Origin of the sequence: Kitasatospora sp. NPDC086009, from assembly GCF_044540385.1 — a bacterium.
Taxonomy (GTDB): domain Bacteria; phylum Actinomycetota; class Actinomycetes; order Streptomycetales; family Streptomycetaceae; genus Kitasatospora.
Genome location: NZ_JBITSA010000001.1, coordinates 979,934 through 996,400 on the forward strand (window position 1 = coordinate 979,934; position 16,467 = coordinate 996,400).

Sequence of the window (16,467 nt, forward strand, 5' to 3'; positions counted from 1 at the left end):
TGCGGCCGGTTCAGCGGACGTCGACCGAGCGCCGGCCGGCGCCGCGCTCCAGGTACCAGCGGGCGGTGCCGACCACGCCGTAGGCGCGGATCCGCCGGGTGGAGTTCTGCACCACCATGTCGCGGCGGTGGACGATCGCGGTGGTGTGGCGGCGCACCCGGTTGATGAACATCCGGTCGGTGGGCGACGGCCGGCGCGGCATCCCGCCGACGGCCCGGTACAGCTCCGCGGTGATCGCCATGTTGTTGCCGGCATGCATCCGGTAGGGCGTGAGGTAGCCGTGCCGGCGGCGGTGCGCGGGCCGGATCCGGCCGAAGAGGGCGCCGAGCGCGACCAGCACCAGGAACACCGCGCGCCCGGCCGGCCCGTGCTCGTCCCGGCGGGCGGTCACCCGGCCGCAGACCAGCCCGCCGCAGGCGCGCATCCCGGCCCGGGCGGCCGCCGTCCAGCCGGGTTCGGGCAGGCAGTCGGCATCGGTGCGGGCCAACAGGGTGGCGCCGTGCGCGATGGCGTACCGGAAGCCGGTGTCGATCGCCGAGCCGACGCCCTTCTCCGGCTCGACCAGCACCTCGACCGGGAACGGCGCCCGGGCGGCGAAGGCCCGGACCTTCGCCACGGTGGCGTCGCTGGAGCCGTTGTCGGCGACCAGCAGGGTGAACGCGCGGTCGCGCTGCGCGGCCAGGGCGGCCAGGGTGTGCTCGATCCTGGCCTCCTCCTGGTAGGCCGGCACGACCACCCAGAGGTCCGTCCCGGTGCTCATGACGCCTCCCAGACCATCGTCATCAGGCTGACGCCGCCACCGAGGCCGATCAGCAGCACCTTGTCCCCCGGGTTCAACTCCGGGGTTATTCGTTCGAGTTGGATGCCCAGGGCGGCGCTGGCGACATTGCCCAGCTCCGGCACGGTGAGGACCAGCTTCTCCGCGGGCACGCCGGTGAGCTCGACGAAGCGCTCCAGGTAGGGGACGGTCACCTGGTGCACCAGCACCCGCGCGTAGTCGTCCCAGCCGAGGCCGGTACGGGCCGCGACCCTGGTCAGGATGGCGCCGCCGATCTGCTCGAAGACCCCGCGCAACTCCTTTCCGCCGCCCCGGAAGTAGCTGTACTCGTCGCCGCGCGGGTGGCGCGACCCACCGCCGGGGATGCCGCCGGCCGCCCAGTGCTCGGAGGCCGTCTCGGTCTCGATGTCCAGGATGCCGCCGCGCTCGACCGCCTCGACGACCACGGCCGCGCCGGCGTCGCCGAAGGTGTACCCGGCGAAGCCGTCCCGGAAGTCCTCCTGACCGGCCGGATCGCGGCGCATCGCCCGGCTCGGCGTCTCGCCGGTGACCACCAGGGCGCGCCGGGCGCGGCCCGCCAGGATCATCGCGCGGGCCAGGTCGATGCCGTTGAGGAAGCTGTTGCAGGCGTTGCTGACGTCCAGCGCGTGGGCCCGGGAACCGAGTTCGGCCTGGACGAGGTGGGCGGTGGCGGGCTCGCAGACGTCCCGGGTGGCGGAGGCGTACAGCAGCAGGTCGAGGTCGAGCGGGTCCAGTCCGCGGGCCGCCAGGGCGCGCCGGGCGGCGCCGACCGCCAGCGTGGAGGCGTACTCGCCCTCGGCCGCGAAGTGCCGGGTGACGATCCCGGTCGCCTTCTCGAACATCCGCTCCGGCAGCCGGAGCCGACCGCCGGCGGTGACCTCGTCCTGGAGCTGCTGGGAGGTCAGGCGGTGGGCGGGGAGGTGGGCTCCGACGGCGGTGATGCCGATCCGCGCGGTGGCTGGAGGGTGCATGCCCCCATGCTCCGGCCGGCGCCGCCGCGCCCACCTGAGTACGGGTACTCAGGTGGGCGCGGGCGGCTACTCGACCGGGCCGGGAGCCGTCACTCCTCGACCGGGATCTGCTGGACGGGCACCACGACGGCCGCGCCGCCCGCGGCCGTCCCGGCCACCGCCGGTGCGGCGGCTCCGCCCGGCGCCGCGGTGTCCGGCGCCGGGCCGGGCTGCCCCGGCCCGTGCAGGGTGGTGAGCAGTTGGCGGGCCAGGCCGAGGCCGGTCCCGCCCATGGTGAGCGCCTTGGCGAACAGCTCGCCCACCCCGTCGGCGCCGTTGAGCAGCACCATGTGCTCGACGTTGCCGAAGGACTGCGCGGCGGCCAGCACGATGTCCGGCCACTTCTCCGCCAACTCCTGTGCCACCACGGCGTCCTGGTTCTCGGCGAGGGCGGCGGCCCGGGCCTGGATGCCGGCGGCCTTGGCGAGCCCGATCGCCTTGGCGGCCTCCGCGTCCGCCAGCCCGCGGGCCTCGGTGGCCGCGGCCTCGGCCTGCCCGGTGGCCCTCGTCGCCTCGGCCTCGGCCAGGGCGCGAAGCCTGGTGGCGTCCGCCGCGGCCTGGGCCGCGATCCTGACCTGGCCGGCCTCGGCGGCCGCCTTCAGCTCGGTCTCCTGGGCCTGGGCCTGCGCCGCCGAGATCCGCGCGTCGCGGTCGGCGTCCGCCCGGGTGCGGGTCTCGTACGCCTTGGCGTCGGCCGGCTTGCGGACCTCGATCTGCAGCTGCTGCTCCTTGCGGCGCGACTCCAGTTCGGCGACCTTCGTCTCCTGGACGACGACCTCCTGCCGGGAGGCGGCCTCGGCGAGCGGCCCGGCCTGCTGGGCGCGGGCATTGGCGGTGTCCCGTTCGGCCTGGTAGGCGGACTGCTGGATGGCGCTGTTGCGGGTCGCCTCGGCCTTGCGGGCGGCGGCCTCCTGCTCCGCCTCGGTGGCCATCCGGTCGGCCGCGGCCTGGGCGATCCGGGCGTCCCGCTGGACGGCGGCGGCGTGCGGGATGGCGAGGTTCTTGATGTAGCCGGTCGGGTCGATGATCTCCTGGATCTGCAGGGTGTCGATGATCAGCCCGAGCTTCTCCATCTCCAGCCCGGAGGCGGCCCTGGTCTCCCCGGTGAGCCGCTCGCGGTCCCGGATCATGTCCTCGACGGTGAGCCCGCCGACGATCGAGCGCAGGTGGCCGGCGAAGACGTTGTGGACCCGCTGGCTGATCAGCTTCTGCTGGTCCAGGAATCGCCGGGCGGCATTGGCGATGGAGACGTCGTCGTCGCCGATCTTGAAGATCACCACGCCCTTGACCCGGACCGGGATGCCCTGCGTGGTGACGCATTCGACGTCCAGCTCGGCCTCGTTGAGGTCCAGCGAGAGCCGGCGGACGCCCTGCAGCCCCGGCGTGACGAACGTCCCCCGCCCGGTGACGATCCGGAAGCCCAGGCCGTCCCCGACCCCCTCGGTCCGGTGCCGGGAGCCGGAGATGATCAGGGCCTCGTTGGGCTCGGCCACCCGCCACATGAGCTTGAAGAGCGTGACACCCACCAGCAGTACCCCGGCGGCGGTCCCGATGATGACGAACACCATGGTTCAACTCCCCCTTTCGGCGCATGAGATGCGCCGACTCGGATTGTCCGCCCGGGACAACCGGAGGAGAAGGGATCGCACATGACCGTCCGTCACAACCCTGTCACGGCAGGATCGGTGCCACGTAGACGGTCCGGGGCGGGTGGTACTCGATCACCACCACGGGCGTCCCGACCGACAGCCGGTCACCCGGCACGGCGAGATAGGCGAGGAACGCCTCCGTGCCCCGGCGCTCCGGGACGTGCACCATCACCTCGCCGACCAGTCCCGCGCCCACCGCTCCGCTGACCCGCCCCGTGCTCCCGATCACTGCGCTCCTCCTTCGCCGCCCGCCCCGCGTGACTGCCAGTCTGCCCGCCCCGGAGCGCCGCGGCGCCCCGTGGTCCGGGTCGCCGCCCGGGGACCCCCTCTGGACCAGCGGCGATCCGCTCGCTACGGTGTTGGACGTCATGCGCAGGCAACACCGCCTGCGGACACGGGAGCTCGGAGCACCGGGCTGAGAGGGCGCTGACCGGAACGTCGCTGGACGTGCCGACCGCTGCGTCGACCGCAGGAACCTGACCGGGTAATGCCGGCGTAGGGAGTAGAGGGTCTGATGACCACGTTCGACGCACAGCCGCAGTCTGCCCGGAACCAGGCCGCCGGAAGCGCGGCCACCGGCTACCCGACCCCGGCCTGGCGCAAGGCCTACCGCCAGGGGTCCCGCCCCGACCTGCGGGTCCCGTACCGCGAGGTCGTCCTGACCAACGGCCGGACCGTCCCGCTCTACGACACCTCCGGCTCGTACACCGACCCCGCCTACGAGGCCGACGTGCGGCGCGGCCTGCCGCCGCTGCGGGACGCCTGGATCCGCCAGCGTGGCGACGTCGAGGAGTACGACGGCCGCGAGGCCCGCCCGGAGGACGACGGGATCAAGCACACCTCGCCGCGCGGCGGGAACCTGCGCAACCTGGACGCCGTCTTCCCCGGCCGCCCGCGCCGCCCGCTGCGCGGCCGGTCCGGCGCCTCCGTCACCCAGCTCGCCTACGCCCGGCGCGGCGTGGTGACGCCGGAGATGGAGTTCGTGGCCCTGCGCGAGGGCCTGGACCCGGAGTACGTCCGCGCCGAGGTGGCGCGCGGCCGCGCCGTCATCCCGGTCAACGTGAACCACCCCGAGGTGGAGCCGTCGATCATCGGCACCAACTTCCTGGTGAAGATCAACGCCAACATCGGCAACTCCGCCGTCACCTCCTCGATCGAGGAGGAGGTGGAGAAGATGACCTGGGCCACCCGCTGGGGCGCCGACACCGTCATGGACCTCTCCACCGGCCGCAACATCCACACCACCCGGGAGTGGATCCTGCGCAACTCCCCCGTCCCGATCGGCACGGTGCCGCTCTACCAGGCGCTGGAGAAGGTCGACGGCCGGGCCGAGGAGCTCAGCTGGGACGTCTACCGGGACACCATCGTCGAGCAGTGCGAGCAGGGCGTCGACTACATGACCGTGCACGCCGGCGTGCTGCTGCGGTACGTACCGCTGACGGCCCGTCGCAAGACCGGCATCGTCTCGCGCGGCGGCTCGATCATGGCGGCCTGGTGCCTGGCCCACCACCGGGAGAACTTCCTCTACACCAACTTCGAGGAGCTCTGCGAGATCCTCGCGAGCTACGACGTCACCTTCTCGCTCGGTGACGGCCTGCGCCCCGGCTCGATCGCCGACGCCAACGACGAGGCGCAGTTCGCCGAGCTGCAGACGCTGGGCGAGCTGGGCCGGATCGCCCGGGAGCGGGACGTCCAGGTGATGATCGAGGGCCCGGGCCACGTCCCGATGAACAAGATCAAGGAGAACATGGATCTCCAGAAGGAGATCTGCGACGAGGCGCCGTTCTACACCCTCGGCCCGCTGACCACGGACGTCGCCCCCGGTTACGACCACATCACCTCGGGCATCGGCGCCGCGATGATCGCCTGGTGGGGCACCGCGATGCTCTGCTACGTCACCCCCAAGGAGCACCTGGGCCTGCCCAACCGGGACGACGTGAAGACCGGCGTCATCACCTACAAGATCGCCGCCCACGCCGCCGACCTGGCCAAGGGCCACCCGGGCGCCCAGGCCTGGGACGACGCCCTCTCCGACGCCCGCTTCGAGTTCCGCTGGGAGGACCAGTTCAACCTGGCCCTCGACCCGGAGACGGCCCGCGAGTTCCACGACGAGACCCTCCCCGCCGAGCCCGCCAAGACGGCCCACTTCTGCTCGATGTGCGGCCCGAAGTTCTGCTCCATGAAGATCTCCCAGCAGATCCGCGCCGAGCACGGCGACGGCTCCTCCGCCGTCGCCTCGGACTACGACGCCGAGGCCCTGGCGGGCATGCGGGCCAAGTCCGAGGAGTTCGCCGAGCACGGCAACCGGGTCTACCTGCCGATCGCGGACTGACTCTCCACCGACTGCACCGGCCCGCGTCCCGTGGGGGGAGTCGCGGGCCGGTGCGCTTTCACGTCGTCGGATGTCGTCGGACGTCCCGGGGGGCCACGATCGGCGCCGGCCGGGTCGTCCGCCGTCGCCGCGAGATCCGCGGGGTTTGCCGGGTTTCGTCGGGGTCAGTGCCGTCGGCGGGCCGCGGCTCGTCCGCTTCGCCTCACCAGGACGACGAGTGCACCGCCCAGGGTGAGGGCGGCCGTCGAGCCGACCAGGAGGCCGATCGATCCACCCGAGCCGGTGGCGGCGAGTGCCGGCCCCGACTCATCCGGGTGCTGCACGGGACCGCCCTGCACGGGAGCGCCCGGTGCGTTGCCGTGAGGGCCGTGGTCGTTCCCGTGATGACCTTGCTCATGACCACCGTGACCCTGGTCGCCGTGCCCCGGCCCGCCGTGACCGCCGTGGCCGCTTGGAGACTGGGACGGCCCTGCGGGGCCCGCCGGTCCTGCCGGGCCTGCCGGGCCTGTCGGACCTGCGGGTCCTGCCGGTCCTGCGGGGCCGGGCGAGCCGGGTGCGCCGGGTGAGCCGTTGGCTCCGGGTGAGCCGTTCGCGCCGGGCGAGCCGTTGGCTCCGGGTGAGCCGTTCGCTCCGGGCGTGCCGTTCGCGCCGGGCGTGCCGTTCGCGCCGGGTGAGCCGTTCGCTCCGGGCGTGCCGTTCGCGCCGGGCGAGCCGTTCGCGCCGGGTGAGCCGTTCGCGCCGGGGAGTCCGTTGGCACCGGGTGAACCGTTGGCACCCGGAGCACCAGGCGCACCGGGAGCTCCTGGGGCGCCGTTGGGGCCGGGGGCACCCGGAGCACCAGGGGCGCCGGGTACGCCGGGAGCGCCGTTGGGGCCGGGCGAACCAGGTGCACCGGGGGCTCCTGGGGCGCCGTTGGGGCCGGGGGCACCCGGAGCACCAGGGGCGCCGGGTACGCCGGGAGCGCCGTTGGGGCCGGGTGAACCAGGTGCACCCGGGGCGCCGGGTACGCCGGGAGCGCCGTCGGGGCCGGGCGCACCGGGCGAGCCGGCCGGACCGGCGGGTCCAGTCGGACCGGTGGGTCCGCTCGGACCGGCAGGCCCGCTCGGACCGGCAGGCCCGCTCGGACCAGCAGGCCCGCTCGGTCCGGGCGGGCCGACGGTGCAGGCCGCCCGCGTGATGGTGTTGTCGTCCAGCGTGACGGCCCCCGTGCGGGCCAGGGCACGGCCTTCGATCACCGAGGCGTGGTTCACGGTGATGGACGTCATGGCGAGGATGTTGCCCTTGAAGAAGGAGCTGACGTCGATGGTGGCGGAGCTGCCCACCTGCCAGAACACGTTGCAGGGCTGCGCCCCGTTGACCAGGCTGACGACGCTCGACGGTGCCGTGATCAGGGTGGAGGCGATCTGGAAGATGAAGACGGCACTGGGGTCGCCCAGGGCGTCGAGGGTGACGGTCCCGGTGAGGTTGAGCGACGACGTGGCCTTGTAGACGCCGGGCGTCAGCGTCAGTCCGCCGATGTCGCCCGGAGAGGTCAGGCTGGCGGTGGGGGCTCGGCCCGCGGCGTCGTTGTAGGCGATGACCAGGTCGGACTGGGCCTGTGCGGCCTGGGCGTCGTTGACGTGCTGGACGCCGTTCACGATCCCGGGCGGAAAGCCCGTCACGCTGGTGCCCGGGCTGAGGCCCAGGTCTCCGTTGATCACGCTGGGGCCGGTGTTGGTGACGGTTGAGGCGGCCAGGATCGCGTAGCTGGTGTCGGTCCCCAGCGTCACCGGTGCCGTGGCGGCGTGCGCGGGGCTCGCGACCAGACCTGCTGTCGCCAGCAACGTGAATCCGGAGAGCAGGACGAGCGCCCCCGTGAGGCGGGAGCGTCGGCGCCCGCTGTCGGGTGGGGCGGGCGGAATGGCATCGACTGCCATGGAACGGGACCCTTCTTGTCGTTGTTGAGCTCCGTCACCCGGAAAGAGGTGTTTCGGAGCACTGATGGTGAGTTCTGGTCGGCCCACAAGCCCTCGTACGTGCGCCGGGGCGCCACGGGCGTCACCCCGGGAGGGCCACAGAGCGACAGTCCGCCAGGGATGGTGATGCACCGTCACCAACTCAGTACACCGTGCAACAACAACATGAGAAGGAAAGAACAATAAAGATGCAAAAGGGTGAAGCGATGGCGCGGTCGGGGTATATTCACCTCTGCCCGGCGCGTCGTTTGTCTACGTACTCAACGCCGCGTACGGAGCCTCGGCCTCAGCTCCGGTCAGCTCCTCCGGATCCGGCTACGCTCACGGAGTCCGACGTCGTTCCCGCATGGGACCGGTGGACCCGAATGCCGTCGTAATCCTCCCCTGAGTGCCTTCCACGCCTTAGCAGTACCGTTTTTCCTCTTGGCCGCGTCCATGGTGGTGAAATGACGTATCGCTCGGGGGATCGAGTCGTTGGCCTGCATATGAACGACCCAATGAATCGGCAGGGCGGGCTGCTCGCGGCGACCGAGGGCGACGCCGGTACCGTGGCCGAACGCTGCCGTCTCGTCGGCGGCCTGCTCCGAGTCACGCTCGGAGAGCTGCGCGAGGAACTCGGATACCGCAGACTCGGCAAGTACGTGCTGGACGAAGTGGCCGAGAGCCTCGCGGCGGAGGGTCTCGGCTGGTTCCCGGCCTGGCGGCTGTCGCCGAGGGAGAACGCCGAACCGCGCAAGGAGCACGAGCTGTGGGTGTTTCTGCGGGACGACGGTCTGCGGTGCCAGGTCATCGACGCGATCCAGGCCCCCGACGGGTTCGACGTCCCCACCGTCCTGAACGGTCTGCTCGCCGACCGCCCCCGGGGCCTCTCCCCGGAGCGCAAGCTCGGCCTCATCCGCGAGATCCTCGGGCTCTGAGCGGCCGTCACCCCGGAGGTCGGCGGGGCGGGGGCAGGGGAGTTCGCCCGCCCGGGGTGACCGCGCCGCGCTGACCCGGCCGGACGGTCAGCCGACGGGCTGGGGGGCCGTCAGGCCGGCCACGCGGTCGGCGGTGAGGATGCCGAGGAGGTAGCCGTCGTCGTCGATGACCGGCCAGATCGCGAGGGACTTGATCCTCATCGCCAGCGCCGCCAGGCCGAGGGCCATCCCGGGCCAGGCGAACGGGCCCCGCTGGTGCGCGGTGTCGCGCAGCGCGGTCCGCTCGGCGTACCAGGAGCGGGTCAGGAACGAAGCGAGACCGGCCCGCGTCACCAGCCCCTCGCAGCGGCCGTTGTGGTCGCGGACCAGCAGGTAGGCGACGTGGGCGCCGCGGAAGATCTCGTCGGCCCGGTCGACGGTGATGTCGTCGGCGATCTGGTACTCGTAGGGCTCCATCGCGTCCGACACCGTGAGGCCGTGGCTCGCGGACTGTGCGTACTGGGTGGTCATGACGTCGACCCGACCCGCCTCCGGGCGGTTCTGCGCCGCCCGGTGCTGTCCTGCACCCAGAACGAAGCCGGAACGGGACCGGATGCGGAATGCCCTGGATGAAGCCCAGGCTACTCCGGTCGGGCCCGGCCCGGCGGTACGGAGCAGTCTCGGGAAACGGTCCAGGACGCTTCGCACCCGCGGGGCGCGGCCGCGCGGGGAACCACACACCGGCGGAGGCGCCACTCAACCTGGGCCTGCCCGACCGGGACGACGTGAAGACCGGCGTCATCACCTACAAGATCGCCGTCCGTGCCGCCGACCTGGCCAAGGGCCACCCCGGCGTCCAGGCCTGGGACGACGCCCTCTCCGACGCCCGCTTCGAGTTCCGCTGGGAGGACCAGTTCAACCTGGCCCTCGACCCGGAGACGGTCCGCGAGTTCCCGCGACCCGAAGGGGGGAGTCGCGGACCGGTGCGCTTCCACGTCCGATCGACCGCGCCGGGATTGCGGTGCCCGGGCTCGCCGTCGGGGGTGGAATGCATTTGACAGCAGCATGTTGATCACACGAATGTGTGCTCCGCCGTTCTGGCGCCATCGCGTGAATCATGGGGGAACCACCGTGCGAAGAGCACGTATTCCGGCTGCAGTCGTTCTGGTCCTGTCGATCACCGGGGCGATCACCTCGGTCGCCACCGCGAGCGCCGACGCCACCGACCTGTACGTGGACAACAAGTCCGCGTCCTGCTCCGACTCCGCGCCCGCCGCGGGGGGTCAGGGCACGCCCTTCTGCACCATCGCCGCCGCGACGGACGTCGTCCGGCCGGGGCAGACCGTGCACATCGCGGGCGGTGACTACAACGAGCCGATCGCGCTCACCCGCTCCGGGACGCCGACGGCGCCGATCAGCTTCGTCGGGACGCCCTACACCGAGGACCCGGCCGGCCGGGGGACGGTCCTCGGGGAGTACGGGGGCCTCAGCAGCGTCGTCGCCCTCACCGGCGTCCACGACGTCGTGGTCCGGCACCTCTTCGGGCGCTCCGGTCGGGAGGCCGTCCTGGTCACCGACTCCAGCCGGGTCACCATCGACGACCTGGTCGTCTACAGCTCCGGCTGGGACAGCACGGTCGACACCGGGTACCCGAGCGCGCGGATCACCGGTGCGAGCAGCGACGTCACACTGAGCCGCAACGACATCAGCGCCTCGCACGCGGGCGGCGTCCAGGTCGACGCCGGAGTGCGGCACGCGGTTCTGACGACCAACTACCTCAGCTCCAACTCGGGCGTCGGGGTGCGGATCACCGACGCTCCGGACGCGGTGGTCACCGGCAACACCGTCCAGGCCTCCTGCGGGCCGCTGGTCGAGCTGGCCGGGGCGTCCACGGGCGCGACGGTCGAGAACAACGTGCTGGACGGGGACGAGAACGGCCATCCGAGCTGGGGCGGCTGCGCGTCCACCGGACACGAGGACCTCTCGGTGTCCGTCGGCTCGACCGCGGGGACCACGGCGGACTACAACCTCGTCACCACGCTGACGCGGACGCCGTACAGCTGGGCGGGCCGGACGTACGCCACGGTCGCGCAGTTCCAGCAGGCCTCCGGCCAGGGCGCGCACGACCTGTCCGCCTCCCGTGAGGACCTGTTGCGGCCCGACTCCCCCGCCGTCGACTCGGCCGACGCGACCGCACCCGGCACGCTGACCACCGACGGGCGCGGCAGGCCGCGGGCCGACAACCCGGTGGTCGCCAACACCGGGACGGGTGTCGGCTACTACGACCGGGGCGCGGTCGAGGCGCAGGACCCGCTGGCCGTGTCGCTGAGCGTCTCGTCGACCCCGCCGGCCGGGCAGCCGCTGACCGCCGTGATCAACGGCCGGGTCGATTCGCCCTGGTCCCCCGCGACCGCCACGCTGGACTTCGGCGACGGCAGCGCACCGGTCGGCCCGGTCACCTTCCCGGCGCGGCACGACTACGCCCCGGGGACCTACACCGCCACGCTGACGGCGACCGACGGCCTGGGCCTGACGAAGACCACGTCCACCCGGGTCACGGTCGCCGCTCCCGGCCCGGTCCGGCCCGCTCTCGCGCTGTCGCCCTACGACACGGGCGGCCAGGAGGTGCTGGCCGACGGCACCGCGACGGTCAGTCCGTGGCCGGTGGCCACCCGGAGCTTCGACTTCGGTGACGGCACCGCGCCGGTGGCGGGGAGCGCCACCACCGCGCGCCACTACTACGCGAAGCCCGGCACGTACACCGTCACCCACACGGTGACGGACGACCACGGCCGCTCGGCCTCGATCACGTACCCGGTCTCGGTGGCCACTCCGATCGCCGGCCGCTGGACCACCGGGCAGCCCGCCAGGGTGGCGTTCTACCGGAACGGCGCGCTGACCCCGCTGACCACCAACGCGCCGACCGGCCAGGGTGAGCGGATCTACCTCGGCCAGGCCGGTGACACTCCGGTCGCGGGCGACTGGGACGGCACCGGGCACGACCAGGCGGGCGTCTACCGGCCGGGTTCGAGCACCTTCGGCCTGCGACACCAGGACGGCAGCGTCACCGCCGTGCCGATGGGCGACCCGGGGGACGTCCCGGTGCCGGGCCGCTGGGACGGCAACGGGCACGCGCAGCTGGCCGTCTACCGTCCGAGCACCGGGGCGTTCATCGTGCGGCACGACGACGGCAGCTTCAGCAGCGCCGTCTTCGGCGACGCCGGCGACCTGCCCGTGGTGGGCGACTGGGACGGCGTCGGCCACACCCAGCTGGGGATCTACCGGCCGGCCGAGGGCCTGAAGGGCCTCGGTGTCTTCGCGCTGCGGCACGACGACGGCAGCGTCTCCACCGCCGGCTTCGGCGCGCCCGGCGACCTGCCGATCGTGGGTGACTGGAGCGGCACCGGCCGCACCACCTACGGCGTGTACCGGCCGTCCGAGGCCCGCTTCCTGCTCAGCCGCGCGTACACCGGGCAGTCCGACATCGACTTCGTCCACCCGAACGTGTAGGCGGTACGGCCGGGGCCGCCATCGGCCCCGGCATCCCCGCCGGATGTCGGCCGAGGGCACGCCGGACCCCTGTACCGGCGTGTCCTCGGCCTGTTCGTGGGCCGGGTCCGGCGCTCAGGAAGCGTCCTCGGGGTACCAGCGGAGTTCGACGGTGTTGCCGTCCGGGTCCTGCACGTAGACCGAGGTGGCGCTGCCGCGGGCGCCGTAGCGGGGGACGGGGCCTTCGAGGACGGTGAAGACGCCGGAGTCGATGACCTCCTGCCAGTCCAGGGGGTCGACGGTGAGGCAGATGTGGTCGACGTTGGACCCGCCGCGCTCGCGGGCGGTCAGGTCGATGATGGTCTCCGGGCTGACCCGCACGGAGGGGAACGAGACCTTGCCGGCCCGCCACTCGTCGACGCGGACGGGGGCCAGACCGAGTAGGCCGGCGTAGAAGTCCAGCGAGCGCTCGACGTCCCGGACGTTGAGGACGAGGTGGTCGAAGGCCTTGACGCGGACGGCGCTCACTGGGGACTCCCGGGGGTGGTGCGGGCGGGGTGACGTGCTTCCATGATCGGACCGCCCCGGGCGGGGGATCAACGCTCGATCGGTCCAGGATCGTTCACCGGAAGTAAACGATGGGAGCCGGCCGTGTGGGAGCGCCACGAGATCGAGGCGCTGCTGACCCTCGCCGAGGAGCTCCACTTCGGGCGGACCGCCGAGCGCCTGGGAGTCAGCACCGGCCGGATCAGCCAGGTGATCGGGAAGCTGGAGCGGCGGATCGGCGCCCGGCTGTTCGAGCGCACCAGCCGGACCGTGCGGCTCACCGCGATCGGGCAGCGGCTGGCCGGGGACCTGGCGCCGCTGGCCGCCGGGATCGAGGCGTCGGTGCGCCGCGCCGTCGACGCCGGGCGCGGGGTGACCGGGGAGCTGCGGGTCGCCTTCCTCGGCGAGTGGACCGCGCCGGTGCTGCTCAGGGCGGTGCGGCTGTTCACCGAGCGCCACCCGGGCTGCCGGGTGGACGTCCGGGAGGTGCAGCTGTTCAACTCCCGGGCCAGCCTGCTGGACGGCTCCGTCGACCTCCTCATCGCGGCCTTCCCGTTCGACGGGATGGCCCGCGGGCCGGCGCTGATGGAGGAGCGGCGGGTCCTGGCGGTGGCCGCCGGGCATCCGTTGGCCGGGGCGGAGTCGGTCTCGCTCGAAGTCCTCGCCGAGCACCCGGTGGTGCAGTACCCGGCGGTCACCTCGGTCGAGTTCAAGCGGGACCGGACGCCGGAGCGCACCCCGGCGGGCCGGCCGGTGCCCAAGGGGCCGGTCGGCAACACCTTCTCGGAGATGCTCTCGCTGGTGGCGATGGGCCGGGGCGTCCTGCCGGTGGGCGAGCACTCCCGGCGGTACTACCCCCGCCCGGACGTCGCCTACGTGCCGATCCACGACGCGCCGCCGATCGAGCGCGGGCTGGTCTGGTTGGAGAGCAACACCACCGAGCGGGTCCGCGCGTTCGTCCGCGCCGCGACGGACGCCGGCGCGGGGCCGGAGCCCGGCGCCGATCCGGTCGCGGCGGCAGGTCCGGTCGCGGGGGCAGATCCGGGTTCGGTGGCCGATCCGGGTGCGGCCGCGGCGAACTGACGCCGGGTGGGTCCGGGCGGCGGCCCACCCGGGCCCACCCGCCCCGGCCCACCCGCCCGTCCCTCGGGGTCAGACCTCGTCCGGCCCCGTGAAGCCCGGCCCGGTGTAGCCGGGGCCGGTGAAGTCCGGGGTGCTGAAGGAGGCCGTGCGCGGCTCCCGGCCCTGCGGGTCGGTGAGCCCCTCGGCGCCGGGGCTGGTGAAGCCAGGCCCGCTGTAGCCCGGCCCGCTGTAGCCGGGGCTGCTGAAGTCCGGGCGGGCGGTGTCCGGGCGGGTGGCGTCGGGGTGGGCGGTGTCGGGTTCGGCGCCCGGTCCCGGTATGCCCGGCGCCGTGGTGGGGTCGGCGCGCAGGGCGGTGTGCAGGTAGGGCAGCAACGCCCGCTCGCGCAGGGCGCGCTGCCAGTCGCGCCGGGCCTCGGCGAGCTCGGCGGCGAGGTCCGGGTCGGTGCCGGGGGGCGTCGGGGTGCCGGCGCCGTCCCGCAGGGCGGTGAGGATCAGCCCGACGATGCCCACCGCCATCGCGACCACGCCGGCCGCCAGCGCCAGCCAGCCGGCGGTCAGCAGCGAGCGGGCCAGCCGCAGCTCGGGGTCGGCGGCCCGCAGCGTGTAGCCGATCAGCAGCAGGACGAGTGCGGCGGCCCAGGCCAGGATCGGGGTGAGCACGGTGAGCACCGGGAAGAGCCCGGCGCCGCCGTTGGCGGAGCGCAGCTGGGTGAGCAGGCCGGGCGCGCTGGGCTCGCCGCTCCGGGCGGGCGGTGGTGTCTCCCGCAGGCTGTCGCGGAGCCGCAGGTAGTGCGTGTACTCGGTGGCCGCCGCGGCCGCGACGCCGTCGGCGGCGCGCAGGGCCTTGATGCGCAACTGGTCGGTGGTGAGTGCGCCGGGCGTGCGCAGGGCGGTGAGGACGGTGCCGTCACGCAGTGCTTCGTCGAGGAGGCGCTCGTAGTCAGGGCGGTCCTCGGCGAGCAGGTGCGGGGCGTTGTTCATGGGGACCCCGTTCATGCCAACCCCGTTCGCTCCGTCGCGGTGCACGGAGACGGGTAGGGAGACGGGCCGTCACACGGGCGGCCGGGTGTGGTGTGCCCTCGATGGTAGGGGTGGTCACGGCCGCGCAGACAGTAAGTTTCCGGAATTTCGCGCCCCGGGCCGCGCGTGCGCTACGGCCCGGGCGCCGGGAACGGGTGTTCGCCCTGGGGTCGGTGGGGCGGCCGGGAGGTCAGATCGGCAGCCGTGCGACGAGCAGCCGCCCCTCCATGGTGACCCCGCCGTCCATGGCGACGGCGAGCTCGTCGGCGTAGACGTACGGGCCCGGGATGTGCGGCGGCGCGCCGTCGTCGGCGTGCACCGCGCCGGTCAGGTACGGGATGGGGCTGTGGCCGTGCACGATCCGCGCGCCGCCGTAGGTGTCGAGCAGCTCGTGGGCGGCCGTCGGGCCGCCGTCGCCGCGGAACGCGAAGCGCTTGGTGAACCGGCGGAAGCAGTCCCACCACTCGTCGACGCCCTCGTCCGCGAGCAGGTGGTGGACGGCGTCGTTGACCTCGGCGATGGAGTCGCCGTACTCCAGGTACGCGGTGGTGTCGGAGTGCAGCAGCAGGTGGCCCTCCTCCAGCGCGATGGCGGGCAGCCGGGAGAGCCAGCTGATGTGGTGCGTCTCCAGGCGGTCCAGGTCGTGCTGCTGGCCGCCGTTGAGCCGCCAGGCGGCCAGGAAGGAGGCCGTACCGGCGGTGGACTGGACGGGTTCGTCGCCGTACCGGGCGGCGCCCAGGAAGAGCAGTTCGTGATTGCCCATCAGGGCCCGGCAGTAGCCGCCCGCGGCGGCGGCCTCGGCGGCGAGCTGCATGACCAGGTCGATGACGCCGATGCCGTCGGGGCCGCGGTCGGTGAAGTCACCGAGGAACCAGATCCGCGAGCGCCCGGCGGCCCAGTGGCCCTCGGCGTCGATCAGGCCCTGGTGGCGCAGTTCGGCGAGCAGCTCGTCGAGGTAGCCGTGCACGTCGCCGACCACGTAGAGCGGGCCGGGCGGCTCGTTCGGGGCGGGCGCCGGGTACGGGTGGTAGGGCAGGCCGGGCTCGGGCAGCGGGGGCCCGAGTTCGATGGTCGGCGGGTCGTCGTTCTGGTGCGCGGGCGAGGGCCGGTCCGGCAGGGTCGGCTCGTACCCGCCGTGCTCGGTCTGCGCGGCGTGCGGGTGCCCGACGTCGTGCGGGTGACCGGTGTTCTGCGGGTGCCCGGCGGCCGGCCAGTGCTGTTCGAGGTAGCGGGCGCCGCCGTAGCCGCTGTAGGTCTCCGACTCGTAGGCCGCCTCGGCGTACCCGGTCGGCTCGGGTTCGTAGTAGGTGCCGAAGGGCAGCACGTCGAGGTCCGGCTGGTGGCGGGGGCCTGAGTCGGGGTGTTCAGGCCCGGGGAAGCGGTCCTCGGGTGTCATTCGCCCATCATAGGAAGACCACTCTCCCGGCGTCGTCACCTGGTGGGTATCCAATCCTCCGGAGCGTCAGCCGGGCGGTCCGTCAGGTCCGTTTTGTCCCGGCTAGGTATGGTCTAGACCGCAAGATGATCACCTGCGGCCGTCCGTGGCGATGCGTGCCGGTCCGTGACAGGGTCATGCCGAGCTGGAAGTCGGGGACCGGTCGCCGCACCGGTGCTCGGCCCACGCACCGGCCCACGCACCGGGCCGGGCGGCCGGCCCGGACGGGCTGCCCGACCGCCAGCGCCGACCC

At 73.3% G+C, this 16,467-nt stretch carries 13 protein-coding genes, 1 pseudogene and 1 riboswitch; of the genes and pseudogenes, 5 read left to right on the forward strand and 9 right to left on the reverse strand.

Features of this window, described 5'->3' with window-relative positions; all coding sequences use genetic code 11:
- Window positions 1–10: 10 nt before the first annotated feature.
- From ACIF6L_RS04505 to ACIF6L_RS04520, 4 genes are all read right to left on the reverse strand, one after another.
- Window positions 11–760, reverse strand: coding sequence for a glycosyltransferase family 2 protein (locus tag ACIF6L_RS04505; protein ID WP_359805822.1), 750 nt, complete (start codon window positions 758–760; stop codon window positions 11–13).
- Window positions 757–1,770 carry a 3-oxoacyl-ACP synthase III family protein gene (locus tag ACIF6L_RS04510; protein WP_396486106.1) on the reverse strand — a complete coding sequence of 338 codons (1,014 nt, stop codon included), beginning with the start codon at window positions 1,768–1,770 and terminating at the stop codon, window positions 757–759. The genes ACIF6L_RS04505 and ACIF6L_RS04510 overlap by 4 nt, the downstream gene beginning before the upstream one ends.
- A gap of 89 nt (window positions 1,771–1,859) precedes the next feature.
- On the reverse strand, window positions 1,860–3,377 hold the full coding sequence (locus ACIF6L_RS04515) for an SPFH domain-containing protein (protein WP_359805816.1): 1,518 nt from the start codon (window positions 3,375–3,377) through the stop codon (window positions 1,860–1,862).
- A gap of 103 nt (window positions 3,378–3,480) precedes the next feature.
- Complete coding sequence (locus tag ACIF6L_RS04520; protein WP_329488866.1) at window positions 3,481–3,687, reverse strand: hypothetical protein; 207 nt, start codon at window positions 3,685–3,687, stop codon at window positions 3,481–3,483.
- Window positions 3,688–3,842: 155 nt separating this feature from the next.
- Window positions 3,843–3,977, forward strand: a riboswitch (TPP riboswitch).
- Between ACIF6L_RS04520 and thiC the strand changes: the two genes are divergently transcribed.
- A complete protein-coding gene (gene thiC, locus ACIF6L_RS04525) occupies window positions 3,973–5,790 on the forward strand; it encodes a phosphomethylpyrimidine synthase ThiC (protein WP_396486107.1) in 1,818 nt (605 codons plus the stop codon). (Overlaps the previous riboswitch by 5 nt.)
- Window positions 5,791–5,954: 164 nt before the next feature.
- Here the strand turns inward: thiC and ACIF6L_RS04530 are convergent, their stop codons facing one another.
- Window positions 5,955–7,706 carry an ice-binding family protein gene (locus ACIF6L_RS04530; protein WP_396486108.1) on the reverse strand — a complete coding sequence of 584 codons (1,752 nt, stop codon included), beginning with the start codon at window positions 7,704–7,706 and terminating at the stop codon, window positions 5,955–5,957.
- Window positions 7,707–8,242: 536 nt separating this feature from the next.
- On the opposite strand from ACIF6L_RS04530, the gene ACIF6L_RS04535 reads away from it, so the two are divergent.
- Complete coding sequence (locus tag ACIF6L_RS04535) at window positions 8,243–8,662, forward strand: hypothetical protein (protein ID WP_396486109.1); 420 nt, start codon at window positions 8,243–8,245, stop codon at window positions 8,660–8,662.
- Window positions 8,663–8,749: 87 nt separating this feature from the next.
- Here the strand turns inward: ACIF6L_RS04535 and ACIF6L_RS04540 are convergent, their stop codons facing one another.
- Entirely contained in the window at window positions 8,750–9,172 is a 423-nt protein-coding gene (locus ACIF6L_RS04540) for a CBS domain-containing protein (protein WP_396486110.1), read from the reverse strand.
- A 149-nt stretch (window positions 9,173–9,321) separates the two neighbouring features.
- Between ACIF6L_RS04540 and ACIF6L_RS04545 the strand changes: the two are divergent.
- Window positions 9,322–9,594, forward strand: a pseudogene (locus ACIF6L_RS04545) (phosphomethylpyrimidine synthase ThiC); the annotation flags it as partial.
- Window positions 9,595–9,772: 178 nt separating this feature from the next.
- The gene (locus ACIF6L_RS04550) at window positions 9,773–12,151 is read left to right on the forward strand and encodes a PKD domain-containing protein (RefSeq protein WP_396486111.1); all 2,379 of its coding nucleotides are present in this window, start codon (window positions 9,773–9,775) and stop codon (window positions 12,149–12,151) included.
- A gap of 114 nt (window positions 12,152–12,265) precedes the next feature.
- Here the strand turns inward: ACIF6L_RS04550 and ACIF6L_RS04555 are convergent, their stop codons facing one another.
- On the reverse strand, window positions 12,266–12,658 hold the full coding sequence (locus tag ACIF6L_RS04555; RefSeq protein WP_352295022.1) for a VOC family protein: 393 nt from the start codon (window positions 12,656–12,658) through the stop codon (window positions 12,266–12,268).
- A 123-nt stretch (window positions 12,659–12,781) separates the two neighbouring features.
- Here ACIF6L_RS04555 and ACIF6L_RS04560 point away from each other — a divergent pair, with 123 nt between their 5' ends.
- On the forward strand, window positions 12,782–13,759 hold the full coding sequence (locus ACIF6L_RS04560) for a LysR family transcriptional regulator (RefSeq protein ID WP_396486112.1): 978 nt from the start codon (window positions 12,782–12,784) through the stop codon (window positions 13,757–13,759).
- Window positions 13,760–13,828: 69 nt separating this feature from the next.
- Here ACIF6L_RS04560 and ACIF6L_RS04565 read toward each other — a convergent pair whose 3' ends face one another.
- Window positions 13,829–14,755 (reverse strand): hypothetical protein, encoded by a 927-nt coding sequence (locus tag ACIF6L_RS04565; RefSeq protein WP_396486113.1) that lies wholly within the window; start codon window positions 14,753–14,755, stop codon window positions 13,829–13,831.
- A gap of 214 nt (window positions 14,756–14,969) precedes the next feature.
- Complete coding sequence (locus ACIF6L_RS04570) at window positions 14,970–16,175, reverse strand: metallophosphoesterase (RefSeq protein WP_329488875.1); 1,206 nt, start codon at window positions 16,173–16,175, stop codon at window positions 14,970–14,972.
- Window positions 16,176–16,467 lie beyond the last annotated feature (292 nt).